This is a genomic window from Trinickia dinghuensis, assembly GCF_003367175.1.
GTDB lineage: Bacteria > Pseudomonadota > Gammaproteobacteria > Burkholderiales > Burkholderiaceae > Trinickia > Trinickia dinghuensis.
The window spans coordinates 119,082-139,861 of record NZ_QRGA01000016.1 but is presented as its reverse complement, the minus strand read 5'-3'; the positions used below and the strand labels follow the sequence as shown (position 1 = coordinate 139,861).

Genomic DNA, 20,780 nt, shown 5'->3' with positions numbered 1-20,780 from the left:
ACAAGGATTGCGAGCATAAGCACCCACAGAAACTTCAAATGGCCGTTTCATGTGCAAGTTTGAGAAGCATCTCGGCACAGCCACGCTGCGCGCCATGTTACCGAAAATTAGTGGCTGAATTCCTGTTTTTTACGATCATTTCTCAAAAATGCTGAAGCGACCTTGACAAGCGCCGCATCGACGCCAATCACAGGGTTCCAGCCCAGCACGCGCGAAGTTCCGCTTGCATCAACTTGCAGCGAGCCACAGAGACGACGGCCGATGTCACCGCGCCCCAGCACGGCGCTTCCCCAGCGCAACGCCGCGGCTGGGACGGGAATCAAGCGAGCCGGCTTGCCCATCGCCCTACCGAGACGCTGTAGCAAATGGGTCGTCGAAAGGTCCTCGCCATCGGACACAAGAAACGCGCGATTTGCGGCAGACGGATGTGTAGAGCACATCAAGAGCAGATCGACCAGATTGTCCAGAGCGACCAGACTGCGACGATTGTCGATGGCGCCAAGCGGCAGGGGTACGCCGCGGGCAATCCAGCGCATCATGCTGAGAAAGTTCGCACCGACGCCCGGCCCATAGACGAGCGGCGGCCGAACGATCGCGATTTCGATGCCCGTCTCGGTCGCTAGTGCCTTGAGCCCCTCCTCCGCTTCATATTTCGACAATCCATAGGGGTCGCTCGGCGTCCGGGTCACCTCCGGTACAAAGGGCTGCCCCGGCAGGGTCTGTTCTCCGTTCACTTTAATGGAACTGACGAAGACGAAACGCCTGACACCAGCACGCGCCGCCTGCCGAGCCAGTCCAATCGTCCCCTCGGTATTGGTACGCCGGAACTCCGAAATGGGGTCAAGAGCCTTGTCGTGCATGACGTGCACACGGGCAGCCGTGTGGATCACCACATCGACGCCGTCCAACACCTGCATCCAATCGGCATCGGGCGCGAGGCTCGGCATCTGTACCACACGTGCATCGGCCCCAGGCTGTGGATGCCTCATTGCCCCCCGCCAATCGATTTCACGCCGCCGCAACTCGTCGCAAAGTGCACTGCCGACGAAACCGTTCGCTCCGGTTACAAGAACCTTCATCGCAGTACGCTCGCGTCGATCCGCACGCCGCATCGCGGCGTTGCGCAGCTATCGAGGACTTGACACCCGTGAGTGATCCCGTACATTTCGCTCATCTCCCCAATGCGGCCCTTATAGCGCCAAGATTCGCCGCCAAGTCGATGCGGCCGTTACCTTCCAGTCGTACCGCCGGCTGCGAGCAGCCGCCTTGCGCCCCAGTTCTTCGCCTCTATCGGGAGAAGTGAGCACTTTTTGCATCGTTTCAGAGATTTGGTCGGGGTCGCGCGGATCAAAATACGCGACAGCGTCGGCGCCGAACTCCGGCATGGGATCAACCGATGAGGACAAGACTGGGCGTCCCGCGCCGAGGGCCTCGAGCAAGATGTTCGGGCAATTTTCGCACGACGATGCAAACAAAATCAGCGCCGCGTGCCGATAGGCTGCGGGTAGCTCCTGATACTTGGCCGCCCCGGCGACCACGACACGGTCATTCAGTTGAAGCGTGTCGATTAGCGCTTGCACACGTCCTGCCTCCGGTGAATCGGCCTCGCCTACCAATACCAATTTGTAGCGTTCTCGTAGCGGTTGCGGCAAGCGGGCATAGCCGCTGACTACCTCGTAGTGATGCTTGTAGACGTCGAATCGCGACACGTAAAGGAGATACTCGTCCTGCGGCACGAACAACGGACGCGGTTGCGCACCCGTGCCCGCTTTGAACAGATCGGGCACGCCGTGAGGAATCGTCGCGTGCTGCCGCACGGTGATGCGGGATTCGATCACGCCGCGAGCGAAGTCGGATATGAAAATGACAAGATCCGCACCGGCCATGCTGCGCAGCATGACCCGCTCGAGCAGCCAGTTGCGAACGCGCTGCAAACCATATGGCACCGCCCGGCGAACACGCATGTCGAAGGGGATCATGTTGCGAAACATCGTGACGGTACGGCACCCCGTGGGAGGTGTCGTGCCGATGACTCCGCCCGGGCAGAACAGGACGTCAATGTCGAGCTTGCGCAGAACACCGGGCAATACGAAGCGCTCCCACACAAATCGAGTCAGCGGGTTGGTCGTAGGCCATGCGGTTGTCAGACGCTCGATTCGCGGGTCGGCCGGCAATTCCAAGGAAGCCGGTGCGTAGACGAAAAGCTTGAACTCATTCTCGTCCGGCAGATGCTTGAGCAGGTTGATCAGATACGTCTGCCCGCCCCCAAGGCGAGCCGAATGCGCATTGATAAGAATGTTCATGGATTCTCGATCACCCTACTGCAATGCCGTTCTGAAATTGGAGCATGACAAGCACGGACCATAGACAAGTATGTGCCTCACGACGGCCGGCCAAGTGCGCATCCCACAGTTCGTGAACCTTCGTGCGGTCAAGGCCCAGCGAGTCGAAATCAGCGCTGCCGTGCAACAACTCCTCTGCCCATTCCCGCAACGACGTCCGAAGCCAACGGGCCATCGGCACGCCGAACCCCATCTTCGGGCGGTCAAGGATCTCGCGCGGCACGTACCGGTAGGCGAGCTTGCGCAACAGATACTTGTTGACCCCTCCCCTAAGCTTCCATTTCAACGGCAACCTCGCGGCCCATTCGAAAATCGAATGATCGAGCAACGGATCGCGAGCTTCGATCGAGAAGGCCATGCTTCCGACGTCGACCTTTTGTAAATAGTCATCGGGTAACGTGTAGGCACTGTCGATTCGCATCGAACGCTCGACCATTCCGAGCGATCTCGGCAGAGCCTCGGAATACGCCTCGAAAAGTTGCGCCATGGAGCGCGTCGAGCCCCGCAGCGCCGGACTTTGAATATCCACCGCATCCTTGACGATGCTGCGCATGAACGCGAAGGCTCCGATCGGCCCGTTCGCCTGCAGCGCACCACCGAGCAAGCGTAGCTGATGCTTCGGCACCCGCTGCAAGATCGCCCCGATTCCCCTTCGCAAGCTCGATGGCATACCGAAGGCCGGCGCGATGTCCCGAACCAAACGATAGTAGTGATAGCCACCGAACGCCTCATCTCCACCATCGCCGGACAAGCAAACCTTGACTTCGCGTCGTGCCATGCGGGATACCGCCATAACCGGGAACGCCGAATAATCGAAAAACGGCTCGTCATATTGCTCGAGATAGTCGGGCATGAGGGCGAGCAGATTATCAGGCTCCAAATGCTCGCATCGATGATCGGTGCCGAGATGCGTCGCAACTGCCTGCGCGTGTTGGCTTTCGTCGAAACGACGGTCGCCGCCGAGCCCGATCGTAAACGTTTTGACCGGACCTCCGGCATGACGCACCATCAGGGCCGTTACAAGGGAACTGTCGATCCCGCCCGACAAAAAGGCGCCGACCGGCACATTGCTCACGAGCCGCCGGCGAACAGATCGATCGATGAGTTCATCCAATTCGTCGAGCAACGTTCCCTCGTCCGCTCGCTCGAGCCGCTCGTCGGTTTCCACTTGAGCAAGATCCCAGTACTGGTGTTTCGTCACCCCTTGCTCGTTGACGACCAGATAGTGCCCCGGCTCAAGCTTGCTTACCGATTGATAGACGGAATACGGCGCGGGAATGTAGCCGCTCTCGTAGTAGTACCGCAGCGCTTGCCTGTCGAGCTCCCTCGGTAACGAGGGCAATAGATCGAACAGTACTCGCGGCCGCGACGCGAAAGCAAAGCTCGACTTCGCCGCGTGAAAGAACAAGGGCTTGACGCCGAGCCTATCTCTCCCGACGAAGATCGACCGTGTTTGCTTGTCCCAAAGCGCAAAGGCGAACATGCCGTGAAACCGTTGGAGGCACTGCTCCCCCCACCGAAGATACGCCGCCAAGATAACTTCCGTATCCGAATGCGATCGCCAGGGGTAAGCGTCACCGATCTCCTCGCGCAGCGCTTCGAAATTGTAGACCTCACCGTTGTACACGATGACATAGCGACCGCAGGCCGAATGCATCGGCTGCGAGCCGTTTTCAGACAAGTCGATAATCGCGAGCCGCAAATGTCCGAGCGTCAGCCCCGGCTCGACGTAGCTTGCCTGAAGGTCAGGCCCACGCTTGTAGAGCGAGCGCATCGCCCGCTCTCCTCGATCGGACGGGAGGTCCGTGCCGAACACACCCCATATTCCACACATCGACTCACCTTTAGTGAAAAACTACCACCGACGAACCGCGAGGTCGCCGCGGCACAACTATCTAAAGTATCGCGTTCGACGCTTCCTACACCGCACCGAACGGTTCGCCACTCACTGCAACGCTCGGCGCCGCCGTCCCGTATGCGGCTGCGAAATCGTACGTCACCGCCGCATATCCGATCGCGAACAGAAAATATTCGAATTCGAGAAAAGTCATGAAGTCGTATGAAACGTACATGGCCGCAAGCGGAACGAAGAGGTATACGACCAGGTTGCGGTAGCGCTCCTGCAGCGCGTGACGCACCAGATACGCATAGGCAAGCGGGCAAAAGATAAACACGAGGTAGATCGCCGTGCCAAACAGACCGTACTTGCCCAACAACGACAAATAAACCATGTGTGCGGTCGACACGCCTGACTCCTGCTCGAGCACCGCCGCCGAACCGCCTCCGAAAAATACGTTGTCGGAGAACGCTCTCCAAGCCGTTTCATAGAAGCGAAAACGATCCGAGACGCTGTCCATATCGAAGAGACGGCCGGACGATACGCCCGAGACGAAAACGATGATCCCGATCAACCCCAGAATATAGAGTGTCCTCAGGTGGAAGCTTTTATTCCTGGATTCGAGACCGATGTAACACAGGTACGCGACGCCGAGCCCCATCAATGCGGTTCGCGATTCCGTCAAAAAAATCGAAAATACGCTCACCACCATCACCGCGACGTACAGCGGGGATCGCTCGAAATGTTTGTAAAGCCACGCGCAAGCGATCGCAACGGAAAGCAGATAGATGCCGTAGAAGTTGGGATCGTAGAAAGGTCCCGTGAGGCGGACCACGCCATCGTTGACGTTCAGATAGTTCAGGTCACGTGCGAAAGAGGAACCATACGCGTGCAAAAGAAACGAGAACGGAATGTCGCCGAAAAAATAGGCGTAGTAGCCGATAAACAGCGCGGCGCAGGATGCCCAGACGTAAGTCTTCAAGGAGAGAACAAACTTCCGTTCCGTATCGAGGTAGGCGAAAACGGCGATGAACAGGACGATATTGAACAAGTGCGCCGCGATCGGCGTGCGCAGGCCCGGAAGCGGGGCAAGCTGCGCGTAGTCGAGCAGGTTCAAGGCAAACACGAAAAACGTGCTGACGAGCATCACGACGGCCGGCCACCGTAGCGCCCAATTGCCGAAGATTCGCATGGCGACAACGAGGACACACCGAACGATGAGCACCGCGCCTACGACGCGCAGCACGGACAGGTTGACACCCGCCAGGTCGAGTCGGTAAACGTAAAGCGCAAAACCTAGCGCCAGCGACCATAAGGTCAGCTTTTCGAGATCCAATTTCGACATCTTACAGCCTCGGAACGAGAGCGGACCGGCATCGTCACCGCCTGCTCATATGAGTTCATTAACCTAACCTATTCGGCCGGGAATCCATCGACTCCGGGCTTCACATCGCGCCAAACGCCTTGGCGATTTTGTTCGCGACCGATGCAGTCGAAAAGTCAGTTTCGGCGACGGCCCTGCCAGCGGCACCCAACCGTTCACGCAAGGCTTGATCGCCGTGCAACAGTTGCAGCGCGTCGACCCAATCATCGGACGACACCGCGCCTACGCCGATGCGATCGAGCGCCAGCAACTCCGCGTTCATCCCATACGGCGAGACAACGACCGGTATGCCTGCCGCCATGTATTGCAACATCTTGAAGCTGCACTTGCCTCGCGAGAGGTCCGAGTCGTCGATGGGCATGATGCCGACGTCCATCCCCGCCAAAATCTCATGCTCGATCGATGCCGTCCAGCGCACGAACTGAAGCTGCTCTTGCGGCAAGGACGGTAGACTCGGTCGCTCGTCCGCCACCACCAAGAAGGTGGCGTCCGAATTCTTCCGCAAAAATGCGGCGAGCGGAGGCTCGATGTTGCGCAAAAACCGGAAATTCCCCGCAGTACCGGTCCAACCGACGACGAAACGGTCACCATGCTCGCGCGGCGCAGCTACTGGGCGAAAACGCTCCGTGTCGATCGCTGTCGGAATGACATGGATGTCGCGGCAAAACGGACGGCACCAATCTGCGAGGTACTGGTTTCCCGCGAACACAGCGTCCGCGCGTGAAACGAGCCGCCGTATCATGCCGGCTCCGAATGGATTGTAGAGCCAGATCGCGTCGTCGATATCGACCACAAGTGGCCGCTTCAACACGAATGCAAGGTCGTCCAACCCAGGCGCGAAATTACGCTCCAACCACGTCACATCACCGCGAAGGCTACCCGAGACGCCCGGTACGCGCAGCGCGATATTCAGCAGCGATTGGGCAACCATGATAGGCGGCAGATACCGTCTGCGGATCTTCCTGAGCGGCCCAGGCAACTGCGCGCTGTTCGACACAGCCGGACAATAGTCAGTGACGTCGATGCCAAGCGATTTCAAACGCGGCAAATACTGCCGGACACGAAATCGAGCCGATGGCGTGTTATGTCCACTCGTTAAAGCGGTGACCTTCATGACAGGGATCCGTCTGGACAGGCAACCGGCATCGCTACACGCAGCCGCTTGCGAAGGATCCAATACATCGCGACAGAGTTGAGCGTCATGTACGCCCCGGTACCGATGGCGATGCCCCAAACGCCGTAAAGCAAGAAGCCGCCAATCTTGAGCGCCACGCCGATCGTAAAGCCGACGACACCGATCGTCGTCGGCGTCTTGGTGTCGTGCATGGCGAAGAAACTGGTCGAAAGGATCTGCCCCGACAACCCTGTCATCCAGAAGCCCACATAGGCCAGCATGATGAGCCACAACAATCGGATTTCCGAGTGCGCCAGCTTGCCATGCCCGAACACGAACAAAAGCACGTAGTACCCGGGAAATGCGATCAACGCGTAGATTGCAGCACCCAGCACCATCAGAATACCGAGCGTGCGCATCATTTTTCGCTCGAATGCTTGCCATTCCTGCCGGCTCGCTTGCGCGGCGAGGACCGGTACAGCCGGCGAAGCGATGGCAATCACGAGAACTTGGTTAGCTGCGGCATACATTTGCTGCGACAAATGCAGCAGCGACAACTCACCTGCGGGTGCGAGCGAGATCAACAGACGATCGACCAATTGGTCGGTCTTGTAGTAGCTCGTGCCCAAGATAAGGGGCCGAAGCTTTGCAAGCACCAGCCGGAATCGCTCGTCGCGCCAGTTAGGCCAGCGCACGGGCAATACGCCCGGAATCTGAAACGCAAACTGCAATAGCGCTCTCAGCGATAGACCCCATGCTGCGGCGGAGACACCGATGCGCGGCAGCGCAACGACGAGAAACACGAGTGCGAGCACCGAAGCGGCCATCGTTGCAGCCGCCGAATAGACGAATTGATGGCGCGCCTGATAGGCGGCCGTGCCCACCGCACCCCATCCCGTGAAGAACATCCCGAGAATCTGAATACGGGCAAGCGATTCGGTCAGCGCCTTCCCGCTGGGAGAAAACCCGGGCACGGTCAGCGGCACCCACAGATGCACGGTCAGATAAAGCAAGATGCCGATGATGCCGAAAAGCGCGCCCAGTGCACCAAGGCAGTTCGATACATTCGTGGCGAACTCGTCGCCCTCGACCGTGGCCAAAATCGGTACCAGAACGTACGACAGCGAACCGCTGACCACATTGAGAATGACCTGCGGCAATACCATGCTCGCAAACACGGCGTCACTTTCCGCACCTGCGCCCAATCTAACGACGACATACCACTGATAGACGAACAGCGCGATGATATTGAGTCCTGAAATCGCCATCAGGACGAACGCGCGCTTCATCGGGGCAACCTACGGGTGAAAGACGAAGGCATGGCTAACCGCCGCGCTCCGCCTTTTGGCTCAGGCTGACGTACCAGTCGCTCGCCACGCGCAATCCTTCCAGAACGCGATGCGTAGGCTCATAGCCAAGTAACTGGCGCGCCTTCGAAACGTCGGCTTGAGAGTGGCGCACGTCGCCGGCGCGGAAGTCACGATAGACAGGTTGCGCATTGGCGGCATCAGGCCTGGCGAGCGCGACCATCGAGCGAATGTGCTCGAACAACTCGTTCAACGTCGTGCGATCGCCGAGCGCCACGTTGTACACCTGATTGGCGGCATCGGGACGTTCCGCGGTCGCCGCCAAAATATTGGCCTGAACCGTATTGGCGACAAAACAGAAATCGCGGCTCGTGCTGCCGTCGCCGTTGATGAACAGCGTGTCGCCGCGCAACAGCGTGCTGAACCATTTGGGGATCACCGCGGCGTACGCGCCGTCGGGATCTTGGCGCGGCCCGAACACGTTGAAATAGCGCAGACCAATCGTCTCAAGACCGTAACAGCGTCCAAAGACATCCGCGTAGAGTTCGTTGACGTATTTCGTCACTGCATAGGGCGACAACGGCTTGCCGATGCGATCCTCGATCTTCGGCAAGCCCGGGTGATCGCCGTACGTCGAACTCGATGCTGCGTAAACGAACCGGCGCACGCCTGCATCGCGGCTCGCGACGAGCATATTGAGGAAGCCCGTGATGTTGGTCTCGTTCGTTCGAAGCGGATTCTCCAGCGAACGCGGCACGCTGCCGAGCGCGGCTTGATGAAGCACGAACTCCGCACCGGCAACGGCTTCACGGCATGCGTCGAGATTCGTGATATCACCTTCGACGAACCGGAAGCGAGCCCATTGCTCGGGCGTGACCAGTGCCTTGACGAGTTCGAGGTTCTTGCGATGGCCCGTCGCAAAGTTATCGAGTCCGACAACCTCTTGATCCAGCTTCAAGAGCGTTTCGAGCAGGTTCGAACCGATGAACCCCGCTACGCCGGTAATTAGCCAACGGCGCGCGGAACCGCGCAGCACGGTTTGAACAGAGAGATATTGACTCATCGAAGATCGCTCACAGACGCCAGACGCGAATGCCCGCCTGCGTCAAGCGATCGCGATCGCACGCGCCCTTGACGTCGATGACGACCGGATTTTCGCCGAGCAAAGCCTGATAATCCTGCACATCGAAGTGACAGAACGCTTCGTGCGCCACGGCCACCACGACGGCCGTGGCCGGCGTCAGTGCCTCCTGCGGCACCAGATCGATGCCGTACTCATGCTTGGCCTCGTCGCGATCGGCTTCCGGATCGCAGACTTGAACTTCGACGCCGAAAGATTCGAACTCGCGAATGACATCGATCACGCGCGAATTGCGCAGATCCGGACAGTTTTCCTTGAACGTCAAACCAAGGATGGTCACCTTTGACGTAGCGACGTGATGGCCGGCACGAATCATTTCCTTGATCGCACGCTGCGCGACGAAGCTGCCCATCCCATCGTTAATCCGGCGCCCGGACAAGATGACCTGGGGGATGTACCCCAGCTTCTCCGCCTTATGCGTCAAATAGTATGGATCGACACCGATGCAATGCCCTCCGACCAGGCCGGGGCGGAACTTCAGAAAGTTCCACTTCGTGCCCGCCGCTTCCAATACATCCAGCGTATCGAGGTTCATACGATCGAAGACGATCGACAATTCGTTCATCAACGCGATATTGAGATCGCGCTGCGTGTTTTCGATCACCTTGGCCGCTTCGGCGACCTTGATCGACGATGCGCGATGAACGCCGGCCGTCACGACCGAGCCGTACACCGCGGCCACCACGTCGAGCGCCTGCGGATCCGACGCGGACACGACCTTCAGAATTTTCGTAAAGGTATGTTCCTTGTCGCCCGGATTGATGCGTTCAGGGCTGTATCCGACCGCGAAATCGTCTCCGAACCGCAAGCCGGACAAACGCTCGAGAATCGGGACGCAAATCTCCTCGGTGACCCCCGGATAAACCGTCGACTCATAGACGACGATATCGCCCTTCTTCAGGGCGCGGGCGACCGTTTCGGAGGCGCGAACGACCGGCGTGAGATCGGGTTGATGCGTATCGTCAACCGGGGTCGGAACCGCAACGATATGAAAATCGGCAGAAGCAAGTTCCGCTACATCGGAAGTGAAAACGATATTGGCTTCGGACAGATCACTACTCGCGACCTCTTTTGTCCGATCGTGCCCGATGCGCAGCTCCGCGAGCCGCTCTTCATTGATATCGAAGCCGATGGTGGATGCGTGCTTACCAAACGCAATAGCGACCGGCAACCCGACATAGCCGAGCCCGACAACCGAGATTTTTCTACCGTGCATGAGCCTTCTATCCCAAACTCTTATGCGGCGACGACCGACTGTCTCCCTAGCGCTCCCGCCCAGCGGGGGTATCGAAGCGACAGATGCCAACCGGCACGATTAACCGCGCAGGCAAGCCGGCCAAAAGAAATGAGATTATTTCCTTTCATCGCCAGATTTTGCCAGCCGGAGATTGTAGCACGCGAAATATTTCTTCAGAGACACCCTTTCGCCGAGCCAGGGGAACTTTCTCCAGCGCTCGATATTCATCGAGCCGGCAGCAGGTGTATCCGCGCGTACTGAAGCAGGAGCATCGTCTTTGCATCGACGATCTCGCCTCGGTTCACCATCGCGAGCGCGTCGTCGAAGCCCATCTCCACGACCTCGATGTCCTCTCCCTCATGCCGCAGGCCGCCCCCATCCGACACCTTGTCGGCTGGGGAGTATGGCGCCACGAAAAAATGCACGCGATGCCCCGTGGACCCCGGCATCATCACTGCCTCGAAAACGCGCTCGACCGATTTCACTCGGTAGCCCGCCTCCTCCTCGATCTCGTCTTTGATTCGCGCCTCGGCACTCGATCCGTCCAGCAGCCCCGCGGGCGCTTCCAGCAGATACGCGGGCTTGCCCCTCAAATGAGATGGAAGACGGAACTGCCGCACCAGCACGACTGTGCGCCTCACCGAGTCATACAGCAGTGCGGTCGCCCCGTCGTCGACGTGGTATACCTCTCTCGTCAGCGATTGTGTCGCACCGTCGACGCGGGTGTAATCGAAGGAGACCTTCTCGAGGCGATTCCAATCGTCGGATAACACCTCCGTGTGCGTGACATTGATGCGTGCGTCCCCGTGCATGCTCACCCCTCGGTCAAGTTCGCTCGGCGACAAACCTCAGCCATCGCCGCGCTCAAAATGTACGTGTCCCGCCCTGCTCGACGATTTCCTCGAGCACACGCTGCATCGACTCGTCCCACGGCGCGCGTCGCAGGCCAAAACGTCGCTCGAACTTCCCATTGTCGAGTACCGAATTGGCTTGCCGCCGCGCCGGCGTCGGATACTCGCTCGTCGCGATGGCTTCGATGGCGCGGGTTGCGACGGCATCCGGCGGCAGCAATGCGCGGGCCGCATCGACGATGCGCGAAGCAAAGCCACGCCAAGTGGTCGAGCCACTTGCTGTGAGATGAAACAGGCCGGACTCGAAGCGGCCGCTCGCGCGCTCGCCCATCGCCTGACGGATGGCATGCGCGGTAAGCTCCGCGATCATTCTGGCGGACGTCGGCGCCCCGACCTGATCCGCGACCACGCGCAAGGTCTCGCGTTCCGACGCCAAACGCAGCATCGTGCGCAAAAAATTTTTGCCTCGGGCCGCATAAACCCACGAAGTACGGAACACCAGCCAATCGCCGGCGGCATCGGCAACCGCTTGCTCCCCGGTCAATTTGCTTCTTCCATAGGCGTTGATAGGATTCGGCGCGTCCGTTTCGACGTACGCGCCCGACTTCATGCCATCAAACACATACTCTGTGGAGTAATGCACGAAGAGTGCGCCGACGTCACGCGAGGCTTGCGCCAGCGCGCGCACTGCTTCGGCGTTGATCGTGACGGCGAGCGCCTCCTCGTCCTCTGCTTTGTCGACCATGGTATAGGCCGCAGCGTTGACGATCACGTCCGGCCGGATGCGGTCGACCACGGCTTTGAGCGACGCCGGGTGCGTCAAATCGGCCTCATTTCGATCGCAGGCGATAACCTCGCCCAGAACCGCCAGCGAGCGCGTCAACTCCCAGCCCACCTGCCCGCGGCAACCCGTCACCATGAGCCTCATGCGAACACCTCGGCGTCGGCAAGTACGCGACCCGCGACATCTTTCGCGGCGACCTGAGGCGCGGCACCGTCGAGCGGCCACTCGATGCCGAGTGAGGGATCGTTCCAAAGCAGGCTGCGCTCGTGTTCCTGATACCAGTAATCGGTCGTCTTGTAGAGAAACTCGGCGCTTTCCGAGGTGACGTAAAAGCCGTGAGCGAAACCCGGAGGCACCCACAGCTGACGTTTGTTCGCTGCCGAAAGCACCACGCCCGTCCATTGACCGAACGTCGGCGAACTGCGCCGAATGTCCACGGCAACGTCGAACACCTCGCCGTGCACCACGCGCACGAGCTTGCCCTGCGGATGCAGTATTTGGTAATGAAGGCCGCGCAGCACGCCCTTTGCCGACTTGGAGTGGTTGTCCTGCACGAACTGCACGGTGGGATCGACGTGCTCGGTGAAGTTGCGGGCGTTGAAGCTTTCGTAAAAGAAGCCGCGCGGGTCTTCGAACACGCGCGGTTCGATAATCTTGACGTCGGGCAGCGAGGTTGCGATGACTTTCATGTTAGGCAACGGGATCCGAAAGAAGATTGCGCAGGTATTGCCCGTAAGCGTTCTTTTTGAGCGGCGCGGCGAGGCGCTCCAGTTGCTCCGCGGAGATCCACCTGCGGCGAAATGCGATCTCCTCGGGGCAGGCCACCACGAGCCCCTGCCGTTTCTGCAGCGTCGCAATGAACGAAGCGGCCTCGATGAGCGAATCGTGCGTGCCGGTATCGAGCCAAGCGTAGCCGCGGCCCATGATCTCGACGTTCAACGCGCCGTCGTTCAGGTAGCGCGAATTGACGTCGGTAATTTCGAGTTCGCCGCGAGGCGACGGCTTGATGTCGGCCGCGACGTCGCAAACGCGGTTGTCGTAAAAGTAGAGCCCGGTCACGGCGTAATTCGAGCGAGGTTGCGCCGGCTTCTCTTCGATCGAAAGCGCACGAAACGCGCTATCGAACTCGACCACGCCGTACCGTTCCGGATCGTTCACGTGATAGGCGAAGACCGTCGCCCCGGAGTCGCGCGCGTTCGCGCGATCCAACTGGCCGGCAAGATCATGGCCGTAGAAAATGTTGTCGCCCAAGATCAATGCCGACGGATCGTTCGCAACGAAGTCGCGGCCGATGATGAATGCCTGAGCGAGCCCATCCGGCGAAGGCTGCACGGCATACTGAATGTTCATGCCCCATTGGCTCCCGTCGCCGAGCATCGCGGCGAACCGGGGCGTGTCTTGGGGCGTGGAGATGATCAGTACGTCGCGGATGCCCGCAATCATCAACGTCGACAACGGGTAGTAGATCATCGGCTTGTCGTAGACTGGCAGCAACTGCTTCGATACGACATGCGTGATCGGGTAGAGCCGCGTGCCCGAGCCGCCTGCGAGAACAATCCCTTTACGCGCCATGTTTGCGTCTCCTCAGCCGCGCTCTGTGTAGTTCGTTTCAACCCATTTTCGATAGTCGCCCGAGGCCACTTCGCCAACCCACGCCTGGTTCTCCAGATACCACCGCACGGTCTTCGCAAGCCCCGTTTCGAACGTTTCCGCGGGCTTCCAGCCCAGCTTGCCCTCGAGCTTGCGGGCGTCGATGGCATACCGGCGATCGTGTCCGGGGCGATCCTTGACGAAAGTAATTTGGTCGCGATAGGAGCCGTTCGCTTTCGGGCGCGCTGCGTCGAGAAGATCACAAATCGTATGCACGACCTCGATGTTCGTTTTCTCGTTCCACCCGCCGATGTTGTACGTTTCACCCGGCTCGCCACACCCGAGCACCTCGCGAATCGCCGCGCAATGATCGCCGACGTAAAGCCAATCGCGTACGTTCTGGCCATCGCCGTAGACCGGCAGCGACTTGCCCGCGATCGCATTCGCGATCACCAGCGGAATCAGCTTCTCGGGAAACTGATACGGGCCGTAGTTATTGGAACAGTTCGTCGTGAGCGTCGGTAGTCCGTAGGTGTGGTGGTAAGCGCGCACCAGATGGTCCGACCCGGCCTTCGTTGCCGAATACGGGCTGTTCGGCGCGTAAGGGGTCGTTTCGGAGAACTGCGGATCCGTGGCGGACAGAGACCCGAACACTTCGTCCGTGGACACATGCAGGAAGCGAAATGCGGCGCGCTCGCCGGCATCGAGTTTGCTCCAATAGGCGCGTGCGGCCTCGAGCAGCGTAAACGTGCCGACGACGTTCGTTTGGACGAAATCCGCGGGGCCGTGGATCGAGCGATCTACATGACTTTCGGCGGCAAAATGAACGACGGCGCGTGGACGATGCTCGGCGAACAAGGCATCGAGCGCAGCGGCATCGCAAATGTCGACACGGGCGAAAACATGCTTGGGATCGTGAAGCACGGGCTCCAGCGTCCGCAGATTGCCCGCGTATGTGAGTTTATCGACATTGAGAATCGGCTCGTCGCAGCCGCGCAGCCAATCGAGGACGAAGTTCGCGCCGATGAAACCGGCGCCGCCCGTAACGAGGATCATAGAATTCCCTTGTAAAACTTGTAGCCGGCCGCGATGCAGCTTTCCGTAAAATCACGAAGCGTGAGCCGCTTCCCGTAGCGGCATCTCGGCATTCAAGCGCCCAGCCCGGCGCCCGTTCGGGACACAAGCCCAAAACGTGCAATTATACCGGCCCCTGCGAGCACCAACGTCGGCACAGCCGGAACTATCGCGATGACTTCACTGCGTCTTTCTTCCCCCTTCGCCTTCGGCGACCTGCAAGGCTGCCACGCCCCCTTCCAACGCCTGCTCGCCGCGCTCCCGCTCGAGCCCGACACGCCCCTGTGGTTCGCCGGCGATCTCGTCAATCGCGGCCCCGACTCCCTCGCCGCGCTGCGCGAAGTGGCCGGATTCGGCACGCGCGCGCAGGCGGTCCTCGGCAATCACGATCTGCATCTGCTGGCAGTCTCCGCCGGCATCCGGAAGATGAAGGAAAGCGACACGCTCACGGACATCCTCGCAGCGCCCGATGCCGAACCGCTGCTCGTGTGGCTCCGCCACCGTCCGTTCGCGCATTTCGATAACGGCATGCTGATGGTGCATGCTGGCGTGCTGCCGCAATGGGATCTGAAGCTTGCGCTCGAGCTCGCCGACGAACTGCAACGCGGCTTACGCAGCCCCGATTGGAAAGAAACACTAAGGGACCTCTACGGCAACGAGCCGCGCCGCTGGTCGCCCGACCTGAAGAAAAAGGACCGCATGCGCGTCGCGTTCAACGCCTTTACGCGCATCCGCTTTTGCACGCCCGACGGCACGATGGAATTCGCGGCGAACGGCGGGCCCGATTCCGCACCGCCAGGGCACATACCTTGGTTCGACGCGCCTGAGCGCCGCACCTCGGATGTCACCGTCGTGTTCGGCCACTGGGCGGCCCTTGGCCTCATGTTGCGCGACAACCTCATCGCGCTCGATTCGGGCTGCGTGTGGGGAAATCGTCTATCGGCCGTCAAGCTCGCCGGGAATCCGAGCGAGCGCACCGTCGTCCAGGTCGAGTGCCGTGAATGTGTGGACAGCGGACGCGGAGAGTGATCCCTGCAATTCGCGCAACCCCGCCGCCACCGCCTCCCGCGCCTTCGCCGACAGCGCACGCCGGTCGGCCATCGGAGCGATCGGCGCGCCGACGTATAAGTGCGCGGTAAACTTCCCGCCGCGCAGCACCGCATCGAGCGACTGCCCGAGCGTCACGTCGCCGATGTAAGCGGGCGCCGTCGACTGGCGCCCCTCGCTGTCTTCGTAGAGCAGGCAGATCGGCTGCACGGGGCACTGCGCGGAAACGGCCGCCTGAAACAGGTTCGCATGGAACGGCAGCAGTTCGAGCCCGTCCGAGGTCGTGCCTTCGGGAAACAGGCAGACCAATCCGCCCGACGACAACCGCTCGACGATCTCGTGCATCGTCCGATGTGCGTCCCTGCGCTTCTCGCGATGAATGAAAATCGTCCCGAGCTGCTCCGCGAGCCAGCCGACGACGGGCCAGCGGCGCACCTCGGCTTTCGAAACGAACGGCGTGGGGCGCCATGCGTTGACGACGTAGATATCGAGCCACGAAATATGATTGCCGACCACGAGCGCGCCGTGATCGATCCGCTCGTCGTCGTGATGCACGACGAGCCGAATGCCCGCAAGCCGCAGCATCTTGATCGACCAGGTCCGGTTGGCCTCGAGCTTCGCGGCGTCCGACATGCGCGGAAAATGGACGGCCACGATCCACATCCCATGCAGCAGATGCGCAACGAGCCGGAATTTGGCGAGAGCAGGCTTCATCGAAGTGGGTCATTGGCTACGTTGTTCGCGCGTCGGTGCTCGGTTGTCGGTTTCTCGTCGTCAACCGTGCTCGTACGCCACGCGCCCCGACACGATCGTCGCGCGCACGCGGGCCGGCAGCTCGTAGCCGAGGAACGGCGTGTTGTGGCCTTGGCTCTTGAGCGCACGCGGCTCGACGCGCCAATAGGCGTTGCGGTCGAAGACGCAGATGTCCGCCGCCGCACCCGCGTCGATACGGCCCACGGGCAGCTTGAGGACCTTCGCCGGCTCGGCCGTGATGCGGCTGAGCGCGCGCGCGAGCGGAAGCCGCGCTTCGTCGGCCCACTTGACCGTCAGCGACAGCAGCAACTCGAGCCCCGTCGCACCGGGCGTGGCCTCGGCGAACGGCAACAGTTTTTCGTCGTCGTCGACGGGGGTGTGATCGGAGCAAATGGCGTCGATCGTGCCGTCGGCCAGCCCCGCGCGAATCGCTTCGCGGTCGCGCTGCGTCCGCAGCGGCGGATCGAGGCGGAATTGCGAATCGAAGTAGCCGATGTCGACGTCGATCAGATGGATGTGATTCGCGCTGACGTCGCACGACACGGGTAGCCCTTCGGCCTTCGCCTCGCGCACGAGCGCCACGCCCGCGGCCGACGACAAATGCTGGAGGTGAACGCGCGCGCCCGTGGAGCGCATCAGCTCGAAGATCGTATGCAGGGCGATCGTCTCGGCCGCGACCGACACGCCCGATAGCCCCAGGCGCGAGGCCAGGGCTCCGCTGGCCGCCACACCGCCCTTCGCGAGATAGGCGTCTTGCGGCCGCAGCCACACCGTATAGCCGTAGGTGCTCGCGTACTGCAGCGCGCGCAGCAGCACCTGCGTATCGACGATCGGCACGTCGGCCTGCGTGAAGCCGATGCAGCCGGCTTCGGTCAATCCGACCATCTCGGTGATGACGGCGCCCTTCAGGCCGACCGTCAGCGCGCCAAGCGGATGCACATGCGCGCGATTGAGCTTGCTCGCGCGGAATTTGAGCATTTCGACGAGGCCGGGCTCGTCGAGAATCGGGTCGGTGTCGGGGGGACATGCCAGCGTCGTCACGCCGCCGGCCACAGCCGCCGCCATCTCGGACTCGAGCGTCGCCTTGTGCTCGTAGCCGGGCTCGCGCAAACGCGCCGACAAATCGACGAAGCCCGGCGCGACGTAAAGCCCCTTCGCGTCGATCGTCTTATCCGCCTTGAACTCGGCAGGCGCCGCGCCGATCGCGGCGATCTTGCCGTCTGCAATGAAAACGTCCGCCCGTTGCTCGGTGCCCGCTTGCGGGTCGATCGCCGTGCCGCCTTCGATATGAATCTTCATGCGCTGCCTTTCGTATCTTTCCGTCGCTCTTCTTGACTTGACGCCGTTCGGCTTGCCTCAAGCCGAACGCTCACTCGTCGCAATCGCAATCGTCTCAGTCGTTGTTGCCGGCGACGATGCTCATCACGGCCATGCGGACCGCAATGCCGAACGTCACCTGATTCAGGATCACCGATTGCGGGCCGTCGGCCACTTGCGAATCGATTTCCACGCCGCGGTTCATCGGGCCCGGGTGCATGACGATCGCATCGGGCTTGGCGCGCGCGAGCCGCTCGGGCGTGAGCCCCCAGCTCTTGAAGTACTCCTGCGCGGAGGGCAGCAGCGCGCCGCTCATGCGCTCGTTCTGCAGCCGCAGCATGATGATGACGTCGACGTCCTTCAGCCCTTCGTCCAGGTCGTGATAGACGCGCACGCCGAGTTCCTCGAGCCCGCCCGGCAGCAGCGTGCGCGGGCCGATCGCGCGCACCTCGGGCACCCCGAGCGTCGTCAGTGCGTGGATATCCGAACGCGCCACGCGCGAGTGCAGGATGTCGCCGACGATCGCCACGCGCAGATTCGTGAAATCGCGCTTGTAGTGGCGGATCGTGTACATGTCGAGCAGGCCCTGCGTCGGGTGCGCATGGCGCCCGTCGCCCGCGTTGATCACGTGCACGTGCGGCGCGCAGTGCTCGGCGATCAGATACGGCGCGCCGCTCGATGCATGGCGCACGACGAACATGTCGGCATGCATGGCCGACAAATTGTTGATCGTGTCGAGCAGCGATTCGCCCTTGCTCGTGGACGACGCGTTGATGTTCAGATTGAGCACGTCGGCCGACAAGCGCGTGGCCGCGATCTCGAACGTGGTGCGCGTGCGCGTCGAGTTTTCGAAGAAGAGATTGAATACCGATTTGCCGCGCAGAAGCGGCACCTTCTTCACCTCACGATCGGTCACGCTCACGAACGGCTCGGCGGTATCGAGGATGTGCGTGACGATCGAGCGCGGCAGCCCTTCGATCGTCAACAGATGCTTGAGCTCGCCGTTCTTCGTGAGCTGCGGGTTGCCCTTCAGGAAGCCGTAGCGGAAACGCTCGGCGGGGGCGGACTCGCCGCCGTGATCGGCACGGCCAGGGGTGGCGGTATTCATGGTCGGTCTGCTAGTTCAAACGTAGGTGGGCGAAGCGTGCCGGCATGAAACCCGCACGAAACGCCGGAAAGCAATGGCTCATTGACGGCAGGCGCGCGGCACGATTCAATCGCCGCGCGCTTCGGTACGGAACGTGAATTGCGTCTCGCCGGCGCGCTCGAGCACGAGCGTCGCATCGGCGGCAACTTCCGCGTGTGCCCCGACGAAACGCGCCTCGATCGGCATCTCGCGGCCGCTGCGCTCGGCGAGCACGGCAAGCTCGATCGCGGCGGGACGCCCGTAGTCGTAAAGCTCGTTGATGGCAGCCCGTATCGTGCGGCCCGTGTGCAGGACGTCGTCCACGAGCACGATGCGGCGATCGGTGACGTCGAACGGCAGCGAGGTCGGGCTCGCTTGACTGTGCAGCCCTTTCTTCGCGTAATCGTCGCGATGCAGCGCGACGTTCACGACGCCAAAGAAGTTCGCGCCGAGATCGCGCGCGAGTCGCTCGGCCAGCCATGCGCCGCCGCTGTGAATGCCCGCGAGAACGGGGCCGTCGGCGGTGCCGAACGACGAGCCGTAGGCCGCGCGGATTTGCGCGAGGAGCGTCGCGTAGGACGCTTCGGCGTCAATGCAACTCATCGGAAAGCCCGTCCAGGTACTGTTGAAGAATGATTCGAGCCGCCTCGGCATCGCGCATCTCGCCGGCCATGCCGCTTTCGCGCATGTCGAGATCGGCCGCGACCGAACTGTAGCGCTCGTCGACCCACGCGACGGGCAGATTGAAACGCCCGTTCAACTGATTGCCGAAGCGCTTGGCCAGCTGTGTCATTTCGTGCGGCGTTCCGTCAGGGTGGCACGGCAGCCCGACGACGAGCGCATCGGGTCTCCACTCGCCGATGAGCTTGCCGACGGCTTCGAAGCGAAATTCGCGGTTGCGATTAGGCACGACGACGAGCGCACGGGCTTGCCCCGTCAACCCGTTGCCGATCGCCACACCGATGCGCTTTTCGCCGTAGTCGAACGCAAGCAGCGTCGCCTCACGCCCGACGCCTTTGGTCATGCGTGACCCGCGTCGCCCGAGAGCATCGACGGCGTGACGCCGAGCAGTGCCAGCGCGGCCTCGAAACGATTCTCGGCCGGGACGTCGAACACGATCTTCGGATCGGCCTCGACGGTCAGCCAGCCGTTGTGGGAGATTTCGTCTTCGAGCTGCCCCGCGCCCCAGCCCGCATGGCCGAGCGTGAGCAGGAAGCGCTGCGGCCCCTTGCCGCTCGCGACGGCCTCGAGCACGTCCTTCGACGTCGTCATCTCGAGCCCGCCCGTGACCGCCATGGACGACGTATAGGCACTGCCTTCGACGGGCTCGTGCAGCACGAAGCCGCGCTCGGTTTGCACCGGGCCGCCGAAGTAGACGGGAACATGGAGCAGCGGCTCGATCTCGAGCTTCAGATCGATGCGGCTGAAAAGCGATTCGAGGTCGATATCGGTCGGCCGGTTGATGACGAGGCCGAGCGCACCGCGCTCGCTGTGATCGCAAAGGTAGACCACCGTTCCTGAAAAAGTGGGATCCGCCATATTGGGCATGGCGATCAGGAACTGGTTAGTCAGATTGATGCGATCGTTACTCTTAGGCATAGTTCGAATTTTAGCAAAGACGGTGCACGTTGGACGCCGAGAGTGAGCGCCGGCGCGCAAGGCTAGCCGCAAGCCTTAAGCGGAGCATCGTTCGCGCCCGCCGCGGAATCGGCCTTATGTTCCCCGCACTCTATCATGCATGCCGGCCGCATCCCGCTGCTTTGGCCGTTTGAGCCAGGGCTCGGCCCCGCGCGGCGAAAGCGTTTCGGCGGCCGTCGCTGTATTCGTGTCGGCTAGACGCACGAAGAGAACGCGAAAACGTGAAGTCTTGCAGTAC

20 protein-coding genes are annotated in these 20,780 nt (G+C 61.3%); 1 reads left to right on the top strand and 19 read right to left on the bottom strand.

The window, feature by feature from the left end; genetic code table 11:
- Window positions 1–107: 107 nt before the first annotated feature.
- The 13 genes from DWV00_RS25615 to rfbB all read right to left on the bottom strand — a co-directional run bounded on the left by DWV00_RS25615 (window position 108) and on the right by rfbB (window position 14,643).
- Window positions 108–1,079: a UDP-glucose 4-epimerase family protein gene (locus tag DWV00_RS25615; protein WP_115536421.1), complete on the bottom strand. Its 972-nt coding sequence runs from the start codon at window positions 1,077–1,079 to the stop codon at window positions 108–110.
- A gap of 111 nt (window positions 1,080–1,190) precedes the next feature.
- Complete coding sequence (locus DWV00_RS25610) at window positions 1,191–2,303, bottom strand: glycosyltransferase family 4 protein (RefSeq protein ID WP_115536420.1); 1,113 nt, start codon at window positions 2,301–2,303, stop codon at window positions 1,191–1,193.
- 10 nt (window positions 2,304–2,313) lie between these two features.
- Window positions 2,314–4,176 carry an asparagine synthase (glutamine-hydrolyzing) gene (gene asnB / locus DWV00_RS25605; RefSeq protein ID WP_115536419.1) on the bottom strand — a complete coding sequence of 621 codons (1,863 nt, stop codon included), beginning with the start codon at window positions 4,174–4,176 and terminating at the stop codon, window positions 2,314–2,316.
- An 85-nt stretch (window positions 4,177–4,261) separates the two neighbouring features.
- On the bottom strand, window positions 4,262–5,524 hold the full coding sequence (locus tag DWV00_RS25600) for an O-antigen ligase family protein (protein ID WP_115536418.1): 1,263 nt from the start codon (window positions 5,522–5,524) through the stop codon (window positions 4,262–4,264).
- Between the two features lie 100 nt (window positions 5,525–5,624).
- Window positions 5,625–6,677, bottom strand: coding sequence for a glycosyltransferase family 4 protein (locus tag DWV00_RS25595; protein ID WP_115536417.1), 1,053 nt, complete (start codon window positions 6,675–6,677; stop codon window positions 5,625–5,627).
- Entirely contained in the window at window positions 6,674–7,966 is a 1,293-nt protein-coding gene (locus DWV00_RS25590; RefSeq protein WP_115536416.1) for a lipid II flippase MurJ, read from the bottom strand. The genes DWV00_RS25595 and DWV00_RS25590 overlap by 4 nt, the downstream gene beginning before the upstream one ends.
- Before the next feature lie 34 nt (window positions 7,967–8,000).
- Entirely contained in the window at window positions 8,001–9,047 is a 1,047-nt protein-coding gene (locus DWV00_RS25585; protein ID WP_115536415.1) for an SDR family oxidoreductase, read from the bottom strand.
- A gap of 10 nt (window positions 9,048–9,057) precedes the next feature.
- The gene (locus DWV00_RS25580) at window positions 9,058–10,341 is read right to left on the bottom strand and encodes a nucleotide sugar dehydrogenase (RefSeq protein WP_115536414.1); all 1,284 of its coding nucleotides are present in this window, start codon (window positions 10,339–10,341) and stop codon (window positions 9,058–9,060) included.
- A 245-nt stretch (window positions 10,342–10,586) separates the two neighbouring features.
- Window positions 10,587–11,174 (bottom strand): NUDIX hydrolase, encoded by a 588-nt coding sequence (locus DWV00_RS25575; RefSeq protein WP_115536413.1) that lies wholly within the window; start codon window positions 11,172–11,174, stop codon window positions 10,587–10,589.
- 52 nt (window positions 11,175–11,226) lie between these two features.
- Window positions 11,227–12,141 carry a dTDP-4-dehydrorhamnose reductase gene (rfbD, locus tag DWV00_RS25570; RefSeq protein WP_115536412.1) on the bottom strand — a complete coding sequence of 305 codons (915 nt, stop codon included), beginning with the start codon at window positions 12,139–12,141 and terminating at the stop codon, window positions 11,227–11,229.
- A complete protein-coding gene (rfbC, locus tag DWV00_RS25565) occupies window positions 12,138–12,686 on the bottom strand; it encodes a dTDP-4-dehydrorhamnose 3,5-epimerase (RefSeq protein ID WP_115536411.1) in 549 nt (182 codons plus the stop codon). The genes rfbD and rfbC overlap by 4 nt, the downstream gene beginning before the upstream one ends.
- 1 nt (window position 12,687) lies before the next feature.
- Window positions 12,688–13,569 (bottom strand): glucose-1-phosphate thymidylyltransferase RfbA, encoded by an 882-nt coding sequence (gene rfbA / locus DWV00_RS25560; protein ID WP_115536410.1) that lies wholly within the window; start codon window positions 13,567–13,569, stop codon window positions 12,688–12,690.
- Window positions 13,570–13,581: 12 nt separating this feature from the next.
- A complete protein-coding gene (gene rfbB / locus DWV00_RS25555; protein ID WP_115536409.1) occupies window positions 13,582–14,643 on the bottom strand; it encodes a dTDP-glucose 4,6-dehydratase in 1,062 nt (353 codons plus the stop codon).
- A gap of 192 nt (window positions 14,644–14,835) precedes the next feature.
- On the opposite strand from rfbB, the gene DWV00_RS25550 reads away from it, so the two are divergent.
- Window positions 14,836–15,690, top strand: a complete 855-nt coding sequence (locus DWV00_RS25550) for a symmetrical bis(5'-nucleosyl)-tetraphosphatase (protein WP_115536408.1) — start codon at window positions 14,836–14,838, stop codon at window positions 15,688–15,690.
- Here DWV00_RS25550 and DWV00_RS25545 read toward each other — a convergent pair.
- From DWV00_RS25545 to DWV00_RS25520, 6 genes are all read right to left on the bottom strand, one after another.
- On the bottom strand, window positions 15,598–16,422 hold the full coding sequence (locus tag DWV00_RS25545) for a lysophospholipid acyltransferase family protein (RefSeq protein WP_115536407.1): 825 nt from the start codon (window positions 16,420–16,422) through the stop codon (window positions 15,598–15,600). The genes DWV00_RS25550 and DWV00_RS25545 overlap by 93 nt on opposite strands.
- 60 nt (window positions 16,423–16,482) lie before the next feature.
- Window positions 16,483–17,760: a dihydroorotase gene (locus tag DWV00_RS25540; RefSeq protein WP_115536406.1), complete on the bottom strand. Its 1,278-nt coding sequence runs from the start codon at window positions 17,758–17,760 to the stop codon at window positions 16,483–16,485.
- A gap of 94 nt (window positions 17,761–17,854) precedes the next feature.
- Entirely contained in the window at window positions 17,855–18,886 is a 1,032-nt protein-coding gene (locus tag DWV00_RS25535) for an aspartate carbamoyltransferase catalytic subunit (protein ID WP_115536405.1), read from the bottom strand.
- Window positions 18,887–18,991: 105 nt separating this feature from the next.
- Entirely contained in the window at window positions 18,992–19,507 is a 516-nt protein-coding gene (pyrR, locus tag DWV00_RS25530) for a bifunctional pyr operon transcriptional regulator/uracil phosphoribosyltransferase PyrR (protein WP_115536404.1), read from the bottom strand.
- A complete protein-coding gene (ruvX, locus tag DWV00_RS25525; RefSeq protein ID WP_115536403.1) occupies window positions 19,494–19,928 on the bottom strand; it encodes a Holliday junction resolvase RuvX in 435 nt (144 codons plus the stop codon). Before ruvX ends, pyrR begins: the two co-directional genes overlap by 14 nt.
- Window positions 19,925–20,503 carry a YqgE/AlgH family protein gene (locus DWV00_RS25520; RefSeq protein ID WP_115536402.1) on the bottom strand — a complete coding sequence of 193 codons (579 nt, stop codon included), beginning with the start codon at window positions 20,501–20,503 and terminating at the stop codon, window positions 19,925–19,927. The genes ruvX and DWV00_RS25520 overlap by 4 nt, the downstream gene beginning before the upstream one ends.
- Window positions 20,504–20,780: the final 277 nt, after the last annotated feature.